Source organism: Enhygromyxa salina (genome assembly GCF_000737335.2).
Classification (GTDB): Bacteria; Myxococcota_A; Polyangia; order Nannocystales; family Nannocystaceae; genus Plesiocystis; species Plesiocystis salina_C.
This window is the reverse complement of the sequence record NZ_JMCC02000080.1, coordinates 47,661-70,578: the sequence shown is the minus strand read 5'-3', so window position 1 is coordinate 70,578 and position 22,918 is coordinate 47,661. Positions and strand designations below refer to the sequence as shown.

Here is a 22,918-nt window from a genome sequence, read left to right as displayed (position 1 = left end):
GCCCGCCACCGGGCCACCCATGATCCTACAGATCCAAGCCGACGCGATCCCCCACCGCCGGCATCAACACCTCGAAGGCTCGATCATCGAGCTCCGCGACCCGCTGACGAATCTCGGCTTTGGCCTCGGCCGCGAAGTGCAGCAACGACAGCGTCTGCACCCTCGCCTCTCGCGCCAGCGCCATGCACCCTTCCACGTCGCCATGCTTGCGCTGCCCCCCCGGCGCGGCAAAGAAGCACTCGTGAACCAGCACATCGACCCCGGTCGCCAGCGCGCGCGTCCCCGGCGTGATCGCCCCGTCCCCGGAGTACATCACCGATCGCAGCCCCGGCGTATCCACCCGCAGCGCATGGTTCACGATCGAGTGCGCGCTCGCGGCGATCCGCAGCGACATTGGCCCAAACTCACCAACTGCCCCAGGCTCGAGCTCCACAAACGAGAGCGGGTAACACTTCGAGGCCGCGTAGCTGCCCGGATAGCCCAGCTCCAAGATGATCCCAATCCGCCCCCGCGACCCCGGCCCGCCCAAGATCGTCAGCTCGCGCGTACGGCCGCCAAGCCGCATCCACAGCAACAGCGCCGGCAGCCCAAAGCAGTGATCCGCGTGGCCGTGGCTAATCCACACGGCGTCCAGCAAATTCACGTCTTGGCTGATCTGCCAAAACGCGTGGGGCACCGCATACCCACAGTCGAGCAGCAGCGTCCGCGGCCCGCGAACCAGCAAGCTAGTGTTCGGCAGCGCGGGGTCCAGCGCCTCACCGGTGCCAACAAACACGAGCTCGTTCATGGCGCGTGCTTCTTCAGGCGCTTGCGCATGGCGTCCGGTAGCTCTTCGCTGTGCAGCGCCCGCGGGGCCAGATCCTTCACGCGAGGATCCCCAATCTCGTCGGTTGCGATCGCAGCCATCACCAGCACGTCCATGGTCGCGTCGGGCCGCAGCGCGGTGACCATGACCTCGTCCAGCATCGCGCGGATCAGCTTCTTGTCGCCCTTGGCTCGGTGCAAGCGCAGCGCGCTCGCAGCCAGCGCGGCCGGGTACAGCGGGGCGATCGCGTTGACCCGGTCCAGCGCCGCCGACATCCGAGCGTCACCGGTCGCGGTCGCCAACACCAGCATGCGCAGCGGCGCGTCAAAGCTCATGGCGTCGATCGCAATGATCTTCTCGAGCTGATCGAGCTCGAGCGGAATGTCCTTTTGCTCGCGGGCGATCTTGGCGATCCCCACCCACGGATCGAGCGACTCCAACGCGAACGTCGCTGCTTTCTCGTACTGCTGGATCGCCCCCTTCTTGTCACCCTTTTGCTCGAGCACGGCGGCCAGGGTCGTGCGGGTGTGGAACCCGTCCCCGTTCGCGGCGATCAGCTTCTCGAGCAGCTCTTTGGCCTGGTCTAGATCCCCGGCGGCCGCGACCTCCATCGCCTTCATCAGCGACTTCACGCGGGGATCGTCCTTTTGATCCTGACTGGGTCGCCAGCCCGAGAGCTTGCGATCGAGCTCGCTGTCGAACCACTTGGTGAACTCGGCCTCGACGGTCGTCAGATCCTTGCCGAGGATCTGCTTGAACAGCTCGTCGGTTGACTTGCCGGTCGCGTAGCCCTGTAGCAGCGCGACGATCTTGGGCCGCCCGTAGGTCTGACCCAAATACCGCATCGCCCAAGCCGCGGTCGCGTAGGCGACCTCCATCATCAGCGGGCTCTCGGCTCGCAAGAACGCGAGCTCGAGCTCGGACAGCTTGCGCAGCTTGTCGTGGCGTCGGGCCTCGAACAGAAGCTCGGCGCTCTCGCGCGCCCATGAGGGATCCGCGACCTCGGACTCCCACTCGGACAGGCCCTCGGTGAACCACCGCGGCACCCGCCCTTCGCTGAGCTGGATCGCGTAGCTGTGGGCGATCTCGTGCCAGATCACCTGATTGAAATTGTGCGTGCCGGTGTAGGGGCCGAGCGAGGTGATGACTGGCCCAAAGCAGACCCCGATCGCGCCAAGGCTGGGAACCCCGACCGTGCGCACCGAGAACTCGTCGGGATCGGCGTAGGCCTCGATCCGCAGCGGGCTGATCTTGATGCCGTAGCCGCTGTCGAGCGCCTTGCGAGCCTGGACGATCGCGGCGTTCAAGCCTGGCGCGAGCATGTCCTGCGACTCTGCCGGCAAGCGCAAGGTCAGATCACCCGTGACCTGCTCCGCGTAATGGGGCTCGATCCGCTCGCTGTAGAGCTGGCGAACGTTGAGCGTGCGATTGTTGTACTTGTCCTTCTTCCAGGCCTTCTCCAGCGCCTCGCGGCCGGCGAGCTCGTCGCCCAAGCGCAACTTTGACAGACCCAGCGCGCCCTGAATGTAGGGATCATCGGGCAGCCGCTTGGCGCCCTCGACCAGCACGACGTCGGCCTCGGGGTAGAGGTGCAGGTACCCAAGCAGGTCCGACAGCTTCGAGTAGAACCGCCCGTCGCGGGGGTTGAAGGCCAGCGCGGCGTCGCGGGCCTTGGCGTAGGCCGGCTTGTCGCGGTCGAAGATCGCCAGCGCAGCCAGCACGATCTGCCCGCCCGCGTGCGAAGGGTTGACGTTGATCACGTGATCGACGATGTGGGCTCGCGCGACGTCGCGGTGCCCTTCGATCAGCGCGACCCAAGCCAGCACCGCGTGGGCGTCGGCGTTCTCGGGGTTGACCTGCAGCGCCTCGTCGGCGGTCCGCGAGGCCGCCGCCAACGCAAACTGATCCAGGTGGACCCAGCCCATGTTGGCGAGCGCCTCGGGGTTCCACGGATCACGCTCGAGCACCTGCGCGAGGGTCTGGCCAGCCTCGTTGGGCTTGTACTTCTCGAGGAACAGCGCCGTCAGCTCCATCGCGATCTCGTCGCCAAGCTCGGTCCCGTTGCTGGGCGGTGCAGCGCGCTCCGCCTCTTGCAGGACCCGGCTGGCGCTCTTGAACGCGCGCTCGGCCAGGCCCGCGTAGGCGGTGCCAAGCAGTTGATCGGCGCTCTGGGCGGTGCCGTCGCTGTAGGACGCGTAGAGTTCGTCGATGAGGTCGCGCGCCTCGGCCTCTTGCGCGCGGCCGGTCTGAAACATCAGGCGCACCAGCTCGCCTTTGAGCAAGATGTCGTTGGGGGCGAGCTTGCGGGCGTCGCGGATGTGTTGCTCGGCGCCCTTGATGTCACCACGGGCCATTCGAAGCTGCGCGAGCCGACGCAGCGCGCTGGCCTTGACCGCTGCGTCCTTGGCCGACTTGTGGACCTTGGTGACAGTCGCCTCGGCCGCGTCGAGCTGGCCGATCAAGCGTTGCCCGCGGGCCAGCGCAAACATGGCCTCGTGATCGCTGGTCTTGCTGCCCAGCTCCTCGAGCAAGAACTTCACGGCGCCGTCGGGGTTGCCGTGAGCGACCGCCACCAGCGCGGCGTCGCGGGTCTGCGGTGCGGCTGGCTTCTCGCGTTCGCGGGCCTCGACTGGCGCTTGTTCAATCTCTGCGTCGACACCGCTGGCCAGCGCGTCTGGATCGATCTCGGTTCCATCACCCGTCGTGGTCGCGCCGCCGTCCTCACCGTGTTCACCGCCCAAGTCTTTGGCGTTGGGCTCGGTCGTGGGTGAGGTCTTGCACCCAACGGTGATCGCGAGGGACAGAAGGAGAAGACGCGTGCGCGGTCGGATCTGCATGTCGGGGTCGGTGCCGCAGCGCAAGACAGCGCGCCCTCAGCCGGGAAATTCTGTGGGCGCTGCGCAGCGCTGTCAAACGGCGATCGGTCGGGCTGGGTCTTGGCGAAGGTGGATCGGCCACGGCCGGCCCCGCTGCTACACTGCCGCCCGATGTCGGAGCCCGACGAGGTGCCTGATCGCCAGCCGCCCAGCAAGCTGCCCGCTGCGATCGTCGCGGAGATCCTCGCGACGAGCCGCGAGCACCACGGCGAGGCGCTCACCGACGTGCTCGAGTCTGCGTTGCAGCGGCGGCTCGAACTCGATGACCGCAGCTGTGGTCGCGCGCTGCGACGCACCGCGACGCTCGCGGGGCTGCGCTTGGATCCGGCCACGCTGATCGCCAGCGCGGTCGCGTTGATCGGGGTGGGTCTAGACGGCGCACGCGACAGCGCGACCGGCCCGGCGGACTCACGCCCGACCGACCTGCTCAGTCTGATGAGCGAGCTCGAGCTCAACCGGCGCGTCGAGATCCGCGGCCTCATCGACTCGGTCGAGCGGCTCGCCGCGATCCACTGGAACGCCCTCGACGAAGAGTCGGCCGAGTCGCTGCGGACCATGTTCGTAGCCATGGCCGCCGACGTGCGGGTCGTGCTCGTGACCTTGTGCGATCGGCTCGAGGTCATCCGCGAGCTGCACCTGCTGCCCGACCCCGAGCCCCGCCGACGGATCGCCAGCGAGACCCGCGAGGTGTTCGCGCCGCTGGCCAACCGCCTGGGCATCTGGCAGCTCAAGTGGGTGCTCGAAGATCTCGCCCTGCGCGAGCTCGAGCCCGAGGTCTACGCCGACATCACCGCCAAGCTCGATACCCATCGCGACGAGCGACAGCGCCACGTCGACGAGGTCGTCGAGGGCCTGCGCTTCGAGCTCGATCAGGTCGGCCTCGTCGCCGAGGTCAACGGCCGGCCCAAGCACATCTACAGCATCGTCAAGAAGATGCGGCGCAAGCGGGTCAGCTTCGAAGAGATCTACGACGTGACCGCCGTCCGCGTGATCATAGAGGCCGACAACGAGGCGATCGGCAAGCGTGACTGCTACGCCGCGCTTGGCCTCGCCCATGGCCTGTGGGCCCCGATCACCGGCGAGTTCGACGACTACATCGCGCGCCCCAAACCCAACGGCTACCGGTCGTTACACACCGCGGTCATGGGCCCCGGCGGCCGGCCGCTCGAGGTCCAGATCCGCACCCGCGACATGCACCTGTTTGGTGAGTACGGCGTCGCGGCGCACTGGGCCTACAAAGAGGGCAAGCGCGACGCCAGCAAGTCCCAGCGCTTCAACCTGCTGCGCCAGCTGGTGGACTGGCAAAAGGAGCTGGTCGATCCCCGCGAGCTGGCCGAGGCGCTCAAGACCGATCTGTTTGAAGACGAAGTCCACGTGTTCACCCCTGGCGGCGATGTGATCGCGCTGCCCGAGGGCGCGACCCCGCTCGACTTCGCCTACCGGATCCACACGGGCGTGGGCCACCGAACCCGCGGCGCCAAGGTCAACGGCGTGATGGTCCCGCTCAGCCACACGCTCACGACCGGCGACCGCGTCGAGATCCTCAAGAAGAAGCACCCCGAGCCCAGCCGCGACTGGCTCAGCCCGCACCTTGGCTACCTGCACACCGCCAGCGCCAAGCAAAAGATCCGCTCGTGGTTTCGCGAGCAAGATCGGGACTCCGCCGTCGCCAGCGGCCGCGAGGCGCTCGAGCGCGAGCTGGCCCGCGCTGGCGTTGGCAAGCCCGAGCTGCCCAACCTCGACGAGCTCGCGGTCGCCCACGACTTCAAGGCCGGCGACGACTTGTTGGCGGCGATCGGCTTTGGCGATCTCAACCCGCAGGGCCTCGCCGCCGAGATCCTCGAGCGTCAGCGCCCCGAGCCGGAGCCGGAGCCGGTACCCGTCGTTCAGGAGACCGGCGAGACCCCGCGCGACGCGGCCGGCGTCTCGCTTGGTGGCGTTGGCAACATCATGAGTCAGCCCGCGCGCTGCTGCTCGCCGGTGCCGGGCGACGACGTGCTCGGCTGGGTCAGCCGCGGTCGCGGGATCATGATCCACCGCCGCGACTGCCCCAACATCGTGCACAACCCCGAGCCCGAGCGGATCGTCGAGATCGACTGGGGCCGCAAGCACCGACATCGCTACCCGGTCAAGCTCAGCCTCGAGGTCGTGGATCGACCTGGGGTCCTGCGCGATATCGCCGACGTGATCTCGAACATGGGGATCAACATGCGAGCGACCCACAGCTCGCGCAGCAAGAAGCGTCCGGGCACCCAAACCCTCACGCTCGAGCTCGAGGTGGATCAGGCCACCCAGATCGTCCGCGCGCTGGGCCGACTCGAGGGGCTGCCAGTCGTGATCACGGCCCGCCGCGTGTCCGGCTGAGGCCCGACCTTGGGTCGCCGCGCGCTCACTGGGGTATCAACATCCCTCGTGATCGTGGTAAATCGCGAACTCTACTCGGAGAGCGATCAAGATGAGCACGAGCTTGAGCATGTGGCTGGGGATTCTGTTTCTCGTGCTGGCGATCGTCGCCGTGCTGCTACAGGCATGGCTGTGGGGTCCCAAGTTCTGGAACGAGGAGCTGAAGAAGACCCAGGCCCCCAAGGCGTGGCTGCGGATCCACGCGGCCGTTGGCTACGTCTACGGGATCATCTACGTCGTGATGATGTGGAACATGTTTCCGCGCTTGTGGCAGTACCAATACGAGCTCCCGGCGCGCACGGTGATCCACGCGGTCGTGGCGATCACCTTGGGCGTCATTTTGGTCACCAAGATCATGATCTTGGTGTTCTTTCGCCACTTCGAAGAGGCCATGCCCCGGTTTGGGTTTGGGCTATTGCTGTGCAGCGTGCTGCTGATCACCTTGTCGGTGCCCCACGCGGCGCGGGCCTTGGATCTGCAGGGCCGGATCGGCGACCCCGAGAACATCGCCCGGGTCGAGAAGGTGCTGGGTGAGATCGAGTTTGATGAGGGCGCCCCGGCGGTCGAGGATCTGGTCGCCAAGAAGGGCCTGCAGCGAGGCCGTGACCTGCTGGTCAACAAGTGCGTCAGCTGTCACGACATGCGCACGATCCTGAGCACGCCCCGCACGGGCGCCCGCTGGCACGATCTGGTCGTGCGGATGCAAGAAAAGCCCGACCCGTTCAGCAGCAACCCGCTGTCGGCGAAAGAGGTGCCCTACGTGACCGCGTACCTGATCGCGATCACGCCGGACATCCAGGCCTCGCGCAAGCGCAAGGCCGAGCAAGAGCGCGCCCGCGATGTCGTGCAAGAAGCAACGGTCGCGGCGATGGCCAAGACCCCCGCGGAGGCCAGCGCGGACACGGCGGGACCCAGCGTGGAGGTCGATGCCGACAAGGCCAAGACGATCCTGAGCAGCCGGTGCACGGACTGCCACGAGCTCGACGAGGTCGAGAGCTTCGGCGGTGGCGACATCGCAGCGTGGTCGAAGGTGGTCGCCGACATGGTGGAAGAGGGGGCAGAGATCACCCAGGACGAAGCGATGGTGCTGGCGCCCTACTTGGCGCAGGCGTATCCAAACCTGTAGCTGGCCTGCGTCGAGTTGGGTCGAGCCGAAGGGGCTCAGGTGCCTGGCGCGATCGCATAGCAGACCTGCACGGCGGCCCCAATCGCGATCGCGCCCGGCCGACGAGCGCTCTCGCCATCGTCGCCGGTCGGGTACGCGGTCCGAGCGTGGCCTTCGCGGCCGCCGAGGTTGCTTGGGTCCACGTCCTCGATGTGCAGCGGCGCGCCAAGCTCGACACCAGCCGCGGCCGCGTAGAGCTCGGCTTTTTGTCGCGCTTTGGCGATCGCGTCTGTTCGGGCGGTGACCCGGTGCTGCGCGAGCGAGGTCGTCCCAAACGAGATCCCGTAGACCACGTTGGCTCCCGCTCCGACCATCGCGGTGAGCAGACCCTCGTAGCGCTGGGGATCCCGAACGTTGATCGACAGCTTCATCGTGGCCTCGTACCCGAGCATGCGGGCGTTCTCGCTGTACTGGCTGGCCCAGCGCTGCTGCAATTGCAGCGCCGAGGTGTTCACGTCGGCGTCGGGGATCGAGGCCGCGTCGAGCACCTCGCGGACCTTGGCGGCGGCCTCGCGGCACCCACCAAACGCCTGGTCGGGGGTTGGCTCGAGGCTGGAGATCCCGAGCGCGAGGACGACGTGATCAGGCTCGACGAGGATCAGCGAGGTCCCAAGCACGCTGACCCCGGCGGGGTGGGTAACCGATTGATGGACGAACATCTCGCGAATATTAGACTACTCGAGCGCCACGTAGGTCGGGCCCGCATCGTCTTGCCAGTCGATCTCGCGCGCGGTCCCGGTCGCGAAGTCGGCGATCGCTAGCACGTTGGCGCCGGGGATCGGCACAAACGCGAGCTCGTCGACGGGGTCGAACACGATCCCGAGCGGAAACCCCATCGCCGGGATGTCGATCTGATCAACGAGCGTGCTGGTGGTTGTCTCGTAGCGCAGCAGCGAGACCTCGAGGCCGACCAGGACACTGAGGATGATCTGTGTGTCGGTGCTGCCGTGCGTGGCCGCGTAGGGGATGCCAATCACCTCGACCGTGTCGAGCACGGTCGGCGTGCTGGGATCAGCAATATCGAGCAGCGAATAGCCGGGCGGCCCGACCGAGTTGACGACGATCGCCTCGGAGGCGCCGGGGCCAACGAACAACACCCCCGACGGGTCGTTGGACACCATCGCGGGCGCCGACATCGTGCCAACGGGATCGTTGATGCCAAACAGCCGCACCGATCCATCACCGGCGGTATTGATGATCGCAAGCTCGCCGTTGAGCGCGATCTGTTCGGGGCTTGGCCCAATGTCGAATTCTTCGACGATGCTGAGCGAGGTCAGGTCAATGTGGCTCATCGTCGTGCCCGACTGCCCATTGCCGCCGTAGTTGGCCGTCCACGCCGCGCTGCTGTCTTCGGTGATCGCAATGCCCATGGGGTACTGCGCCGTGTCGAGCACGGCCAGCACGGCTCCGGTGTCGATCTCGACGATCAGCAGCACGCCACCTTCGGGCACCGTCCCCTGTCCCGCGCCCGCGAGTCCCCCAACCGCGCTCGCGAAGAAACCTGGGCTCACCGCGACGACCGCGAGCTTGCCGTCGGGGGTGATCTCCGCTTCGAGCGGGCCCGGTTCGTAGGCGCCCAGATCGATGCTCTTCCACAGCGCGTCGTCGCGGGTCTGCGCGCCGTCGCGGAGGGCTGCGTAGTCGAGCAGGGAGAGCCGCTTGGCTCGCCAGTCCGAGGTCACGAGCAGGCGCGCGGGCCGGGGTGGATCTGCGTCGGTGTCGCTGGTGGTGTCGGTGCCCGTGTCCGTGTCCGTGTCCGTGGGCGGGGTGGTCTCGCTGCTCTCGTCCGTGCTCGAGTCAGTGGCCGAATCGCTGGACGTCTCGCCGTCCTCGGCGGCGGGGGTCGTGCAGCTGATCAGGGCGAGGCTGGCGAGCGACAGCACGACGATCGGTGGGCGCGGCGGGGAGGCCATCAGCATCCGAGTGTGGCGGGGTGGCTCGTCGATGTCACTCACGGGCGGCGCATGCGACTGGCGCATTTTACGCGTACGCTGCCATCGCCAATCTGAACGCTGTTGTGCGGCGCCATGGGCACTTTACAACAGATTTGTTTTACAACAGATTTGTTTTACAACAGATTTGTTTTACAACAGATTTGTTGTAAACGTCGACCTGCATGAGCATCCGAAACACGATCGGGAGCCCCGTCGAAGGTCAGAATTTCTACGACCGAGAAGAGATGCAGGCCCGACTCTGGGACAGGCTCGAGACCGATCATGTCCTGCTGCTCGCGCCCCGACGGGTCGGCAAGACATCGCTGCTCTACAAGCTCGAGGCCACCGCCGAAACACACAACTTCAAGGCGATCTTTGCGAGCGTTGCCAGCCACAGCACGGAGCTGGCGTTCTTGCATGCGCTGCTGGAGATCCTCGCGGGGGACCGTGGCCCGGGTGCCAAGATCGTCAGTCGCGCTCAGAAATTGCTCGACCGCGTCAAGAAGCTCAGCGTCGACAAGATCAGCGTCGAGCTGGAGATGCAGCAGTGGCAGGACATCGGCGCCGAGCTGCTGCAAATACTCCGGACGGTCGACGGGCGCTGCGTCTTGATGTTGGACGAGCTCCCGATCTTCGTGCTCAACCTCTTGCGCGTGCACGGACGCGAGCGTGCCCGGCTATTCCTCAATTGGTTCAGGCACGTTCGCGGTGATCGGCAGGCGCGCCTGGGCGTGCGGTGGCTGGTGTGTGGTTCGATCGGACTCGACACGGTGACCCAACGCGAACGGCTTGGCGACACGATTAACGATCTAGCGATCGTGCGACTCGGTGGCTTTTCTCGGGAGCATGCACGCGACTTCCTGGCGGATCTCGCTGCGACCTACTCGATTGAGCTGAGCGACGAAGTCAACGGGCACATCCTCGACAAAATCGACTGGCTGATCCCCTATCACCTCCAATTGTTGTTCTCGATGGTGCGCGATCTCGAGGTCATCACGCCCGATATCGCGTCCGTTGACCAAGCCTACGACCGGCTCCTGACCAACTCGCACAAGAGCTACTTCGACACCTGGGTTCAGCGGCTGCTCGATGAGCTGGGCCCGATCGATGAGGATCACGCCTTGGCGCTGCTGGAGGCTGCCGCGCGCGACACCAGCGGTGCACCCAAATCAGTCATGCGCGAGCTCATGCACGGCCGGGGCGCCGACGAGCAGCTCACGCGCTACCTGCTGGGCGTGCTCGAGAGCGACGGCTATCTGGTCGAGGACAGCGATCGCTGGCGCTTTCGTTCACCGCTGCTGCGCGACTACTGGCGATCGATGGTGCTGTCGTGAGCCCGGAGCTCCACGGGGTGGCTGTCTACAACCCCGACTTGCTGGCCAAGCAAGAGCTGATCCGCCTGTTCGTCGCTCGTCAGCCGCTGCTCGATCGCTTGGTTCGGGATCTGCGTGACGAGATCAGCGGTCTGGCGCAGCACCACCTCATCGTCGGGCGCCGCGGCATGGGCAAGACGACCCTGCTTCGCCGCCTGCGCTTCGCGATCGAGGACGACCCCGAGCTGGATCAGCGCTGGTTGCCGTTGGTGTTTCCCGAGGAGCAATACAACGTCGCGAGCTTGTCGGACTTTTGGCTCAACTGCGTCGACGCGCTGGCGGACTCGCTCGAGGCGAGGGGCCAGCGCGAGTCGCTACGGTCGATCGATGAGCAGATCAACGAGATCGCCACGACGGCCGACGAGGCGACCCGTCGCGCGAGCGCGCTGAAGCTGCTGTTGAGCATGGCCGACGGGATCCAGCGCCGGTTGGTGTTGCTGATCGACAACGTGGACCTCGTGCTTGGGCGGCTGGACCAAGACGACTGGGCGCTGCGCGAGGTCCTGTCCCGCGAGCCGCGACTGCTGGTGATGGGCGCGACGAGCCAGGCCCTGGAGAGCAGCTTTCGCTACGACAAGGCGTTCTACGACTTCTTTCGCGTGCACAACCTCGAGGGGCTCGACGAGGCGCAGGCGTTCGAGATCATGCGCCACCTCGCAACGCTCACCGATCAGCCCCACGTGCTCGAGCTGATCGACCGCGAGCCCGGTAGGATCCAGACGCTGCGATTGTTGTCCGGCGGCAACCCGCGCACGCTCGTGCTGCTGTTCAACCTGTTGTCGCAGGGGACGGAGGGCGACGCACGCAGCGATCTCGAGCGTTTGTTGGATCAGATTACGCCGCTCTACAAGCATCGCTTCGAAGAGCTGGCCCCGCAGGCGCAGCGGGTCGTCGATGGGCTCGCGCTGATGTGGGATCCCGCGACCGCGCGCGACTTGGCGGACCGGCTGCGCTTGGATGTGAGCTTGACGTCGGCGCAGCTGAATCGGCTGGTCAAGCAGGGGGTGGTGGAGAAGACGCGGCTGCCGGGGAGCAAGCGGATTGGGTTTCAGATTAGCGAGCGGTTCTTCAATATTTGGTACTTGATGCGCGCGAGTCGTCGGATGCGGCGGCGGTTGCTGTTCTTGGTGAAGTTCATCGAGCTGTTTTTTCCGTCGCAGGACCTGCGCGGCCGGGGGTTGCGCCACCTACGGGCACCCGAGAGCTCGCACGGCGCGGACTTTGGGTTCGCGCTGGCGCAGGTGGCCCGGGAGCCTGGGCTTCGGCACGCGCTCGAGACTCACAGCCTGCGGGCGATCTTGGCTGACCCGCGCTCGAAGCTGGAGGGGGTGCTGGATCTCGACGGGGAGGATCGCGAGTTGAAGACGCGAGCCGAGCGGCTCACCGCGCTCGCCAAGGCTGAGCGGGCGGTGCTCAATGCGGATTGGGATTGGCCGGAAGGGCTCGATGGTCAGCGGTTTTGGGAGTTGCTGGGGAGCACTCTGATGCTGTCGGCGCAGCAGAAGTTTTACATCACTACTCAGGTACTAACCGCGACGCAGCTCGCTCTCATGCGTGCGTTCTTGATTGACGAGCAAGAACACAAGTGGCCGACGTGGTTTTCCCCTGCGGTTGCCGAGGCCATCCGCGGTGCCATTCGTAAGGGCTACGTCGACAACGATCTTGCCACTGATGACATCAAGAGCGCAGTCGAGGTGTGCGAGGATCCCGCGATCTTGCCCAGTCTGTTGGCCTACAAGTCAAACTCCGGTGGCACCGTTGATCCTCGGGAATTTGATGATTCCATCCACGCCACCCAACAACATTGGGTTCGTGTTGGTTGGGCGGCGCGGGCATCTCACGTCGGGGCGATGAATCGTCTGCAAATAGTCGATGAATCGGACCCGGAGTCAATCTCGGCGGATAGTCTATTTGCGTTGGGCATCACGTACTCCAAGCAACTCGTAGCCGTCGACGAGGCCGAGGACGCTTTCCGGCGCGCGATCGAACTCGACCCCAACCACGTCCACTCATGGAACGGGCTCGCCAACCTCCTGCAGGACCACCTCGGGCGTTTCGACGAGGCCGAAGCCGCGTACCGGCGCGCGATCGAACTCGACCCCAACTTCGCCCATGCATGGAGCGGGCTCGCTCAACTTCTACACAACTATTTGGCTCGCGTGGACGAAGCCGAGGCCGCGTACCGGCGCGCAATCGAACTCGAACCGCGCGAGCCTAAATGGCACAACAATTTCGCATGGTTCCTCTACTCGTCCGGCGGCGATCTCGAGTCCGCGGAGCGGAGCGCCCAAACGGCGGTCGATGGAGCCCCGGACGTCCCTCATTACGGGCATACGCTAGCCTACATCCAAGCCGCACGCGGAGCCTGGCCTGCCGAAGCGGCCGCGCAGTTCTTGGCGGTGAGCGACGAGACGTATCGCCGAGAGGCTTGGCCCGCGATCCTGAAGTTCTTCGCCGAAGTCGTCCACCACGGCCACGCCGAGAAGGCTCGCGCGCTACTGCAAACGCTCCGAGACGCCGAGGCTTGGGCACCGATGATCGCGGCGCTCGAAGCCGCGGAGAACAGCTCCCCAGACATCTTGCTCGCCCTGTCTCCAGAAATGCGCCAGGCGGCCGAGATCGTCCTGGCTCGGATCGCACCCGAGCTCGTCGGCACGCCAGACCCGCGCTGAGCGCTCAGGCGCCCTTCTTCGGGTCAGGGTGATCGAGCAGCCCCGTTCGTGGCACGATACCCCCCTGCCATGAAGACCAAGCTCGACCCCGCATACCTCAGTATCATCGCCGCCCTCGGTCTCGAGCTCGCGTGTGTCAGCCGCACCAGCGGCACCGACATGGGCGAAGAGAACGGAACCGACGGCAACGTCGACACTGCCGACTCCGCGGACTCGAGCGACAGCGCTTCCACGAGCACCAGCACCACAACGGGCGACGGCGATGGCGACGGCGACTCGGGCGACGGCGACGGCGACGAGACCGGTCCGCCGCCAGACCCCTTCGAGTGCACCAACCCCACCCCGATCACGCAAGCCAACAGCGAGCTCCCCAGCGGCTTCGTCGAGTGCGAGGGCGGCTTCATCCATCGCGTCGAAGCGGTCGAGTGCGTGGGCCCCCAAGGCCCCGACGCCCCCGCCTGCGCCGACTCCATGTCCGGGTGCCAGACGGCCGCCGACTGCCTCGAGCAACCCCACGGCAGCTGCGCGCTCGACATCTGGGGCAGCTGCGGCTGCCACTACGGCTGCGCCAGCGATGCCGACTGCGACCCCGGCTCGGTCTGCGCCTGCGCGGGGGTGATCGGCGAGGCGTCGCAGTGCATCCCCGCCGGGTGCATCACCACCGACGACTGCAACGACGGTCTGTGCGGCCTCAGCCTCGACCCGGGGATCTGCGACGACTCCTACAGCCTCGCCTGCGCGTCCCCAACCGACGAGTGCCACGTCAACGCGGACTGCCCCGACGCGCCTTGCCCAAGCTTTCCCGAGGGCGAGCCGACGCAGTTTTACTGCTCGGCCTCAGGCGCGCCAGGCTTTAGCTGCGAGCCGCCAGGTTGGTGCGAGGGTGACTGCGGGCGACCGTTCTTGATCAGCGGCCACGCCCGGGTGGCCAGCACGACCCAGCGCGAGGACTGGTGCGCAGCGATCAGCCCGAACCCGCTCGACGCCCAGACCCGCCAGCAGCTCGCCCAGTACTGGACGCAGGTCGGCCAGTTCGAGCACGCCTCGGTCGCCTCGTTTGCGCGCTTCGCCACCCAGCTGCTCGAGCTCGGCGCGCCGCCACACTTGCTGGCCGAGACCCACCGCGCCATGACCGACGAGATCGAGCACGCGCGCCTCGCCTTTGGTCTGGCCAGCGCCTACGCGGGCGCGTCGGTGGGACCCGGTCCCCTCGACATTCGCGGCTGCGTGACCGCGCCAAGCACCCACGCGATCATTGAAGCGCTCGTGCTCGAGGCCTGCGTGGGCGAGACCCTGGCCGCGATCGAGGCCCGCGAGGCGGCCGCCCACGCGACTGACCGCCAGGTCGCCGCCACGCTCGCGCAGATCGCCCAAGACGAGCTTCGTCACGCGCAGCTTGGCTGGCGAGCGCTGCGATGGATGCTCGACACGGCGGAGCCGAGCCTGGTCGAGTTTGCGTTTGCACGGCTCGACCAGGCCATGCAAGAGGCCACGGTCACAACCGCTGCGGCGGGCGTGCCCGCGAGCCTGCGCATCCACGGTGTGCTGGACGACAACCTGCGCACACGGCTGCGGCGCGAGGGGGTGGCCAATCTGATCCAGCCCTGCGTAGCCGCCCTGCGCTCTGCTTTTGGGCTGGGCGAGGCCGCTTCCAGCTCGGGCGAGGCCGCTTTTAGCTGAGGCGAGCCATCACGTCCGCTCGCGGCCAGCGAACGGCTGCGGCGAAAGCGAGCCCACAGCTTCGTTGCGCTCGTGAGACCATCGAGGGGGAGGCTCGAACGAGCCCCAGCCAACGCTCGCATGAAGTCCAAGCCCGAAGTGGTCCGCGCGCAGATCCTCGTCGTCGATGATGATCCCGCGGCCGCGACCGCGACGAGCTCGATCTTGCTCGAGTTCGGTCACGCAGTGACGGTCGCCCACGGCTGGACCGATGCGCTGCGTGCCTTCGATCCCAGCTCCACGGATCTCGTGCTCATGGACGCGGTCATGCCCAACGTCGACGGGCTCAAGCTGACCCGGCTGCTGCGCGAGCAGTCGGCGTCCTATGTGCCGATGGTGTTCCTGACCGGGCTGACCAGCAAAGAGGTGCGCGAGCAGTGCATCAACGCCGGCGCCGATGACTTCTTGACCAAGCCCGTCGACCCGCTCGAGCTCCGCGTGCGGCTCAAGGCGATGCTGCGGATCCGGGCGCTGACCAAGGCGCTCGAGGACAAGAGCCGCGAGTTCGAGCGCGCTGCCCGAACGGACTCGCTGACTGGGGTTGGCAACCGGCGTGTGTTCGATGAGCGGATCATGGTCGAGCTCTCTCGAGCGACCCGCCACCAACGCCCGCTCTCGCTGCTGATGTTCGACCTCGATCACTTCAAGGCGGTCAACGACAGGTTTGGGCACATGGCCGGCGACCAACTGCTCGCGCTGTTTGGCCAGGTGCTGCGCGACCAGCTGCGGGTCACGGACATCCCCTGTCGCTACGGTGGGGAGGAGTTCATGATCATCGCGCCCGAGACGACCGCGGACCAAGCCAAGGTGCTCGCGGAGCGAGTCCGTCGGGTGTTCGCCAGGTCGGCCGCCGAGCTCAAGACCGGGCCGCAGACGGTCTCGGTTGGGATCGCGGGGACCGACATGATCGAGGGGCGACCCGACCGTGAGGTGTTGGTGCTGACCGCAGACGCGGCCCTGTATCGGGCCAAAGGTCGCGGGCGGGATCGGGTCGAGGTTGGCGGGAGCTGGCCCGCAGACGGGTGAGCGGGTCTGGGCATGTTCGAGCGTCGCCAGCCTTGGTGACGGTTGGTGACGCTCTGATGCGGCCTGGCAGCGCGCGCGAATTCGTGACCCAGACGCCCCCCTACGAGGCCGGCTTCGGTGGCACCGCCGTCCCTGACGGTCCGGGGGTGGGGATCGGATCGTGGGGACACGAGCTGCCCGATGTCCCGCGTCTCCCACCAACTCCCGACCCTGCCTGCCTCTCAAACCAGCCCCTGCGCCCGGCGACGCGGGCCCTCGCATACGCCTGCGACCAAGCCCACGAGCAGCGAGAGCGTCGTCGCCTCGCTGGGCCTCGCGGTGCTTCGGCTCGTCGTCCCGAAGGCGGCCAGTTGGTACTCGCCGCGACGTCAGCTGATCCAGCGCGAGCTGCAAAAGCTGTGGGGACCCCAGCGCCCCACCGCGCCCCAGCCGAGCCCGCGACAGCTTCGCTTCCACAGCTTCGAGCGAGCGACAGCGGCGACGAACTCGCCAACCTGTAGTTGATCGGTGTGCATGTTCACGGCTGAGCATGCACGGCGCGACCCAAGTCCAGCACGCGGCGACCAGCCTCGATGCCGCGCAAGTGACTGGCATGCCCTACATTGAGATCGAGCCTTTGCGAAAGTCGGTGTTGCCGATCATCACATTGATGACAACCGGCGTGCCTTGCTTTGCGATCGCCTGGGCCTCGCGCAGGGTCGCCTCGATCTTGGCAGGATCGTCGAGCAGCAAACCGCGACCGCCGTAACCTTCGGCCACGGTGTGGTAGGCGGTTCGCAGCAGCTCGGTTCCGCAAGCGTCGCCAAGGATCTCGATCTGGTCGCGGGCGATCTGCTGCCAGGATCCGTCGTTTCCAATAATCGCAATTGGGGCCAGGCCCCGGCGCACGCAGGTGTCGATCTCGGCCAGCGAGTAGCCCGACGAGCCGTCGCCGTAGATCAGCCAGACCTCGGCTTCGGGGCGTACCGCGCAGCTGGCAACGGCGAATCCGCCGCCGACGCCCAGCGTGCCAAATACACCGGGATCGAGCCAAGACAGGGGCCGACGCGGGCGAACGATGTATGCAGCGGTCGCCACGAAGTCGCCGCCGTCGACCACCAACACGCTGTCGTCGGCCATCAGCTGCTCGAGCTGCAAGAACAGATCGATCGGGTTGACGCCGTCGACCTCGGCCTTGCCCTGCTCGACGATCTCGGCGTCCCGGGCCTGCTCGCGCTCGCTGATCTCGTCAAACCATGGCTGCCAGCGCTGGGCGTTTTGGGCTCCGGCCCCGTCGCCAAGGCCCGCCGCGATCTGGGTGATGAAGCGACCCGGGTGGGCGTGGACCCCCAGGGTGGGACGTCGGTTCTGGGTCAGCGCACTGGCGCCGAGGTTGACCGTGACGAGCTTGGCCTTGCTGCCGATCGAGCGCCCGTAGCCCAGGCGGAAATCGAGCGGAAACCCGAACACTACGACCAGGTCGGCGGCCTTGAGCGACGCCGTTCGCTTGTGCCGGTACTGCAGGTGGTGTTGTTGCCCGAGCAGGCCTCGCGCGCCGCCGGCCAGCCACACGGGCACGCCGATCGACTCGAGCGCGGCCGCGATCGCGGGCGCCTGGGCGGCGACAGACACGGTTTGACTGCCAACCACGAACACGGGTCGCTTGGCCTCGCGCAGCCAACCCAGCAGCTTGTCGACGTCGCGGCGGTTGGCGTCGTGCATGGGCACGGGGACGGGCGCTTGGGCCTTGGGACCGGGCGCGCCCCAAAATTGCCGCGCGAGGTGCTGCTCGAGGAACGCCCGGGTTGCGTAGCCGACCAGGTTCTTCGGCTTCTTGACGCCGCCCTGATCGATGTACCACTCGCGCACGGTCGCCTCGGGGTACAGCAGATCCACCGGGGTCTCGACGAACACCGGCCCCGGCACGCCCTCTTGTGCGATCCGAAACGCAGCCTCGATGGTCGGGACCAGCTGCCGCACGGAGCGAGGCGTGAACACCTGCTTGACGTGGGGCTGCATGAGCGCGACCTGATCGATGTCCTGCAGCGAGCCGCGGCCTTCGAGCACCGTCGCCGTCGCGCCGCCAAAGATCACCAGCGGCGACTCGGCCAGCTGCGCGTTCTTGACGGCCGTGATCGTGTTGGTGAGGCCGGGCCCGGCCGTGACCGCAGCGACCCCGGGGATCCCGGTCATGCGCGCGGTCGCGTCCGCCGCGAACACGGCGCTGGCCTCGTCGCGCACGTCGATGATGTCGATGCCGATGCGCTTGGCCGCGACCAGGATCGGGGAGATGTGCCCGCCACACAGGGTGTAGAGCTGCCGCACGCCTTGGCGCTCGAGTACGCTCGCAATGATCTGTCCGCCGTCCATGTCTTGTTATCCCTTTTTGTCCAGCACGTGGTGATCGAGCACGAAGCACGTGAAGCTGCCCTCGAATACTTGGGTCGCGCCGACGTGCGCCTTGACGTCGACGCTGCGCTTGCGGCCCTTCTCGCCTTGCAGCTGGGCGTTGAAGTGGACCCGCTCACCGACTCGAGTTGGCGCCAAGAACGTCACGCTGGCGGCCCCCAACACCACGTTGGGATCGTTGACCGCGAGCATCGCCGCGTAGTCCGCCGCGCCGAAGATGAAACCACCGTGGACCAAGCCGCGCTCGTCCGCCGCCATGCGTGGGTCGGTTGTTAGCTCGACCTGCGCGGCGCCCTTGGCGAGCGAGAGGATCTCACCGCACAGGCTTTGATCGATCTCGGGGTGGGTGTTCGCCTTGGTCACGCCTGCGTCAGCCTGCCACGGGCGCGGCGCAGGCAGAAGGGGCCAGCGCTCGAACACGCGGAAGCGCCCGCGAGCGGGCCAACGGCTGGGCCAATCCAGGGAACCCGCGAGCCGTGTAAAATCCCAGGCGATGCCGAATTCCGAGCGACCGACGGTGATCCTTCGTGACTGCCGTGAGTACGACGCGGGGCGGATCCGCAGCATCGTCCGCGACGGGCTCGAGCGGCTCGACCTGCGACCGCGCGGCCAGACCCTGATCAAGCCCAACGTGGTCGCCGCTGGCGCCCGGTTCCCCCACGCGTACACGCGGCCGGAGTTCGTCGAGGGCGTGGTCGGGGCGCTGCGTGATCGCGACGAAGGGGCCATGCGCACGCTGGCAGTGGGCGAGCGATCGGGGATCACGATGCCGACCCGCTTCGCGTTCACGCAGGCCGGCTACCGCAGGCTGGCCAAGCGCACTGGCGTCGAGCTGGTTCACTTTGAAGAGGTCCCGCAGGTCGAGATCCCGCTGTATCACCCAGAGCGCCTGCGTGACAGCTTGTACACCCCCAAGGTCGTCGCCGAGGCCGACTTCTTCGTTAATTGTCCCAAGTTCAAGGCCCACCCCTGGACCACGGTGACGTTCAGCCTCAAGTCGTATATTGGGATCCAAGATGATCGGCACCGGCTGATCGATCACCATCACAAGCTCGATGAAAAGGTCGCGGATCTGCAATATGTGTTGCAGCCGCAGTTCATCGCAATCGACGCGATCACGGCCGGCGAAGGTCGGATGCTGACGCCCGTGCCCTTTGATCTTGGCCTGGTGATCATGGGTGACAATCAAGTCGCCGTTGACGCGGTCTGCTGTCGCATCATTGGGCTCGACCCGCTGAGCGTGGACCATATTCGCTTGGCGTGGGAGCGCGGGTTTGGTCCGGTCGCGCTCGAGGACATCGATGTCGAGGGCGACGTCAGCCTGGCCGCCGCCCAGCAGCGCGCCAAGGGGTTTCGCGTCGGTCTGATCCGGGTTGAGGAGTACTTTGAGAACACCAACATCCGGGCTTATGGCGGGACGCCGCCGGGGCCGCCCAAGGCCGAAGGCGGCAGCGATTACTGCTGGGGTGGGTGCCCGGGCGCGCTCGAGGAGGCGATCGAGATCTTGCGCCTCTACGATGAAGCGGCCAGCGAGAAGCTGCCACCAACCCACATCGTGTTTGGCAAGTGGGACAAGCCGCTCGACGTCAAACCCGGTGAAAAGGTGATCTTCATGGGGGACTGCGCCGAGTACCGCGGGCCGCTGGGTCGCGCGGGAAACGTAGCGATTGAGAGCTTGTTTCGTGACCGCAGCGACATGAGCCCGCTCGACGCCCGGCATGATGACATCTTTGCCAAGATGATCAGCGTGCGCCGGGAACTGAAGGTGCTGCGGCGCGAGGACTTCATTCATATTACCGGGTGTCCGGTCAGCGTCGCCGAGCAGGTGCTGGCGCTGGTCCAGCATGGGGATCTGACCAATCCGTACTATGACTTGAAGCTGTTTCCTTCGTTCGTTAGTACGTATTTTTCGTGGCGGACCCGAACGCTGCTGCAGCGGGTGTTTGGGCAGCCGTACAACCAGCCGGGGGCGGCCCACCGCGGGCACGCGCGGCCGCGGCTGAACCTGCCGCCCGAGGGCGCTGACGGGCGGCTGGAGCTGGGCGAGACGGAGACGTAGGCGGCGGCAATTGTGCTCGACACGGCAGGTCGCGCGCGCGTGCCATTCTTGCGGCTGGCGAGCCTGGCGTTCTTCTCGGTCTGGAGCGTCGCGCTCACGGGCAGGGATCACCGGGCGCGCTCGGCCCCAGCGCGATCTTAGCAGCGCTCCACGCCTGTGGCAGTCTGTGCGTGGCTACCCGTACCAGGAACGAGAAGCCCTCGCCCGAGCTGAAACAGATCGCCGCTCTGGCACTCCTCGATCGCGGGGGGTAGGATCGGCCCAATGACCGCGCCACCGCTTCTGCCTGCAGAGATCCTGCTGAACGAGCACCGGGTCGAGGCTTTCAGGCTCGAGTTCAAGGCCGGCTGGGACGAGCAGACCAAGGCACCAATTATCAGGACGATCTGCGCGTTCGCCAACGATCTGGCCAATCAGAACGGGGGCTACGTCATGTTGGGTGTCGAGGCTCCGGACGGCGTGGCGGTACGACCGGTCAAGGGACTTCCGCCCGAGTCGCTCGAGCAGGTGGGGAAGGAGCTCCTTGGGCAGGTTGCGCAGTGGATCCGGCCCGAGTACATCGTTCAATATTACAATGAGGAGATCGATGGCCGGCACGTCCTCACGGTCCGATGTCCGACGGGTCCCAACCGCATCTACGAGGCCCCAGAGCGGCTGCAAAAGGGGAGTCCGCGGTTTGCGTGGGCGCGCGTCGGTTCCGAGACAAAGAAAGCCCAGGGGGAATTGCGACGGCAACTCGACGAGGTGGTTGCGCGAACGCCCTTTGACGCCCAGCCATGTCAGGATATGACGGTTCACGACCTTGGCTCCGATCTCGTGGAGTCGTTCTTGAGGCGAGCCGGCAGCCAGCTCGCTGGCGAACACTACTCGCTCGACGACAAGCTGCGCAGACTCAATGTGGTTCGACGGACCAACGGCCACGAAGTGCCGATCAACGCCGCATTGTTGTTCTTCAAGCATGAACCGCAGCGCCGATTTCGCGGCGCGCAAGTCGACATTGTCCAATTCAATGAGGATAAAGATGTCCTTCACGAGCAGAGGATCACGGGGACACTGCCCAACCTGATCGAGCAGGCGCTCACAGTCATCGAAGGTTTTAACAAGACCCAGGTTCGCAAACATGACGATCGGGCACAGGCCGATCGCTACGCGGCTTGGCCCTTCGCCGCGATCGAGGAGGCGCTGGTCAACGCGGTTCACCATCGTGGCTACGGGGAGCAGTATCCCGATCCGATCCAAGTCTTCATCCACCCCGACCGTCTGGTGATCACCAGTTACCCCGGTCCCATGCCTGGGCTCACACACGAGCAGCTCGACAGCGGTGAGGTCGTACGCGTGCCGGCCCGCAATCGGCTCGTCGGTGAGCTGCTCCAGGCGATCGAGCTGGCGGAGGCACGCGGCAGCGGGATTGGCACGATTCGCCGTGCGATGGAGCGCGCTGGCAATCCACCGCCGCGCTTCGCGTTCAACGAGCCGGAGCGCACCTATTTCGAGGTGACGCTGCCAATTCACCCGGCGCTGCTTCCGAGCGCGCAGGCGCTGCCCTTGCGAGTGGGGGTTCCGGCGCTGGCGAGCGAGCTGATCGGCCGGCAGGCGCTGATCGAACAGGTCTTGCACACTTCGAGGCACAAGCATGTGTGCCTGCTCGGTCCTCGCGGGCGTGGCGTGTCGTCGGTCCTCAATGGATTCGAAGCGAAGTTGACGGAGGCGCCGGTCCGGCTCGACCTAAAAGACGTTGATCGAGAGCGCTTGGCTCGCTTCCTGAAAAAGACCCTCGAGTCGCGCGTGGAGGAGCCCGTCACGCTGCTCTTGGATGATCTCGACGAGCAGCTCGACCACGATCTTGCCGTACTGAGCCTGCTGCCAGACCACCCGCAGCTTCGCCTCATCGTCGCGCCGGTCCGGGTGTTCGAGGGAGATGGCTCATGGTGGGAAGCGTTCGAGCCGATCGTCGTGCCGCCGCTGTCATCGGCAGACGCTCGTACCCTCGCGCGCCAATTGTTGACCGGCGTCGCGCGGGATCCCACGAGCCTGGACGCTTGGGCCCAGGCGATCGCGGATGAGTCCGCCGGGATCCCGTCGCTGATCCACTTGCTCGTCCAGCGGATGTTCATGAACCCTGGCCAGCAAGGCGCGGCAGACATTCACACGCTGATGCTCGAGCTGGTCGCGAAGCGCGGCGATCCAACTGGGCTGCGTCGGCGCATGTCCGACCTAGGTGGGGTGCTTGGTCCACAGGTGGACGCTCTCGATCGAGTGGCGGACGCGTCCGCTGGCCTGTCGCGGGACGATCTGGTGCTCGCGCTGAGTGACGACATGACCGTGGTGGACGCCCACGAGGTGGTTCAGCGGCTGCTGGAGGCCGGTTGGTTGGTCGCGCGGGACCGTCGCATCAACTTCGAACACCCGGTCCTGCGCGATGAGTGGCAGGAACGACGAAAGGGTCGGCGAGGGTGAAGATGACGTCCCGCGATGAACGGCTCGCGCGCCCGGCTGAT

At 66.4% G+C, this 22,918-nt stretch carries 14 protein-coding genes; 8 read left to right on the top strand and 6 right to left on the bottom strand.

The features are described from left to right. Positions 1-25: 25 nt before the first annotated feature. Positions 26-787, bottom strand: coding sequence for an MBL fold metallo-hydrolase (locus DB30_RS27615; protein WP_052554381.1), 762 nt, complete (start codon positions 785-787; stop codon positions 26-28). Next, complete coding sequence (locus tag DB30_RS27610) at positions 784-3,642, bottom strand: tetratricopeptide repeat protein (RefSeq protein WP_146660882.1); 2,859 nt, start codon at positions 3,640-3,642, stop codon at positions 784-786. The genes DB30_RS27615 and DB30_RS27610 overlap by 4 nt, the downstream gene beginning before the upstream one ends. 150 nt (positions 3,643-3,792) lie before the next feature. On the opposite strand from DB30_RS27610, the gene DB30_RS27605 reads away from it, so the two are divergent. Both DB30_RS27605 and DB30_RS27600 read left to right on the top strand, forming a co-directional pair. Continuing rightward, positions 3,793-6,045, top strand: coding sequence for a RelA/SpoT family protein (locus tag DB30_RS27605; protein WP_052554373.1), 2,253 nt, complete (start codon positions 3,793-3,795; stop codon positions 6,043-6,045). Between the two features lie 91 nt (positions 6,046-6,136). Next, entirely contained in the window at positions 6,137-7,210 is a 1,074-nt protein-coding gene (locus DB30_RS27600; protein ID WP_052554370.1) for a hypothetical protein, read from the top strand. A gap of 35 nt (positions 7,211-7,245) precedes the next feature. Here the strand turns inward: DB30_RS27600 and DB30_RS27595 are convergent, their stop codons facing one another. After that, positions 7,246-7,908: an SIMPL domain-containing protein gene (locus DB30_RS27595; protein WP_052554368.1), complete on the bottom strand. Its 663-nt coding sequence runs from the start codon at positions 7,906-7,908 to the stop codon at positions 7,246-7,248. A gap of 15 nt (positions 7,909-7,923) precedes the next feature. After that, complete coding sequence (locus DB30_RS27590; protein WP_146660880.1) at positions 7,924-9,204, bottom strand: YncE family protein; 1,281 nt, start codon at positions 9,202-9,204, stop codon at positions 7,924-7,926. A gap of 161 nt (positions 9,205-9,365) precedes the next feature. Between DB30_RS27590 and DB30_RS27585 the strand changes: the two genes are divergently transcribed. From DB30_RS27585 to DB30_RS27570, 4 genes are all read left to right on the top strand, one after another. After that, positions 9,366-10,517 carry an ATP-binding protein gene (locus DB30_RS27585; protein WP_052554365.1) on the top strand — a complete coding sequence of 384 codons (1,152 nt, stop codon included), beginning with the start codon at positions 9,366-9,368 and terminating at the stop codon, positions 10,515-10,517. Next, complete coding sequence (locus DB30_RS27580) at positions 10,514-13,228, top strand: tetratricopeptide repeat protein (protein ID WP_052554363.1); 2,715 nt, start codon at positions 10,514-10,516, stop codon at positions 13,226-13,228. Before DB30_RS27585 ends, DB30_RS27580 begins: the two co-directional genes overlap by 4 nt. A 69-nt stretch (positions 13,229-13,297) precedes the next feature. After that, positions 13,298-14,908: a ferritin-like domain-containing protein gene (locus DB30_RS27575; RefSeq protein ID WP_052554361.1), complete on the top strand. Its 1,611-nt coding sequence runs from the start codon at positions 13,298-13,300 to the stop codon at positions 14,906-14,908. A gap of 120 nt (positions 14,909-15,028) precedes the next feature. Then, entirely contained in the window at positions 15,029-15,973 is a 945-nt protein-coding gene (locus tag DB30_RS27570) for a GGDEF domain-containing response regulator (RefSeq protein ID WP_052554360.1), read from the top strand. A 597-nt stretch (positions 15,974-16,570) separates the two neighbouring features. Here the strand turns inward: DB30_RS27570 and DB30_RS27565 are convergent. Both DB30_RS27565 and DB30_RS27560 read right to left on the bottom strand, forming a co-directional pair. Beyond that, the gene (locus tag DB30_RS27565) at positions 16,571-18,322 is read right to left on the bottom strand and encodes a thiamine pyrophosphate-binding protein (protein ID WP_052554358.1); all 1,752 of its coding nucleotides are present in this window, start codon (positions 18,320-18,322) and stop codon (positions 16,571-16,573) included. 6 nt (positions 18,323-18,328) lie between these two features. Continuing rightward, a complete protein-coding gene (locus tag DB30_RS27560) occupies positions 18,329-18,724 on the bottom strand; it encodes a PaaI family thioesterase (protein WP_052554391.1) in 396 nt (131 codons plus the stop codon). A 130-nt stretch (positions 18,725-18,854) separates the two neighbouring features. Between DB30_RS27560 and DB30_RS27555 the strand changes: the two genes are divergently transcribed. Then, positions 18,855-20,420 carry a DUF362 domain-containing protein gene (locus DB30_RS27555; RefSeq protein ID WP_052554357.1) on the top strand — a complete coding sequence of 522 codons (1,566 nt, stop codon included), beginning with the start codon at positions 18,855-18,857 and terminating at the stop codon, positions 20,418-20,420. Positions 20,421-20,684: 264 nt separating this feature from the next. Then, on the top strand, positions 20,685-22,877 hold the full coding sequence (locus DB30_RS27550; protein ID WP_052554356.1) for an ATP-binding protein: 2,193 nt from the start codon (positions 20,685-20,687) through the stop codon (positions 22,875-22,877). Positions 22,878-22,918: the final 41 nt, after the last annotated feature.

Bases quoted from the DNA above. Each gene is read 5' to 3' on its own strand.
- DB30_RS27565 (WP_052554358.1), bottom strand. From the start codon at position 18,322: ATGGACGGCGGACAGATCATTGCGAGCGTACTCGAGCGCCAAGGCGTG.
- DB30_RS27615 (WP_052554381.1), bottom strand. From the start codon at position 787: ATGAACGAGCTCGTGTTTGTTGGCACCGGTGAGGCGCTGGACCCCGCG.
- DB30_RS27550 (WP_052554356.1), top strand. From the start codon at position 20,685: ATGACCGCGCCACCGCTTCTGCCTGCAGAGATCCTGCTGAACGAGCAC.
- DB30_RS27575 (WP_052554361.1), top strand. From the start codon at position 13,298: ATGAAGACCAAGCTCGACCCCGCATACCTCAGTATCATCGCCGCCCTC.
- DB30_RS27570 (WP_052554360.1), top strand. From the start codon at position 15,029: ATGAAGTCCAAGCCCGAAGTGGTCCGCGCGCAGATCCTCGTCGTCGAT.
- DB30_RS27610 (WP_146660882.1), bottom strand. From the start codon at position 3,642: ATGCAGATCCGACCGCGCACGCGTCTTCTCCTTCTGTCCCTCGCGATC.
- DB30_RS27600 (WP_052554370.1), top strand. From the start codon at position 6,137: ATGAGCACGAGCTTGAGCATGTGGCTGGGGATTCTGTTTCTCGTGCTG.
- DB30_RS27605 (WP_052554373.1), top strand. From the start codon at position 3,793: ATGTCGGAGCCCGACGAGGTGCCTGATCGCCAGCCGCCCAGCAAGCTG.
- DB30_RS27555 (WP_052554357.1), top strand. From the start codon at position 18,855: ATGCCGAATTCCGAGCGACCGACGGTGATCCTTCGTGACTGCCGTGAG.
- DB30_RS27595 (WP_052554368.1), bottom strand. From the start codon at position 7,908: ATGTTCGTCCATCAATCGGTTACCCACCCCGCCGGGGTCAGCGTGCTT.
- DB30_RS27585 (WP_052554365.1), top strand. From the start codon at position 9,366: ATGAGCATCCGAAACACGATCGGGAGCCCCGTCGAAGGTCAGAATTTC.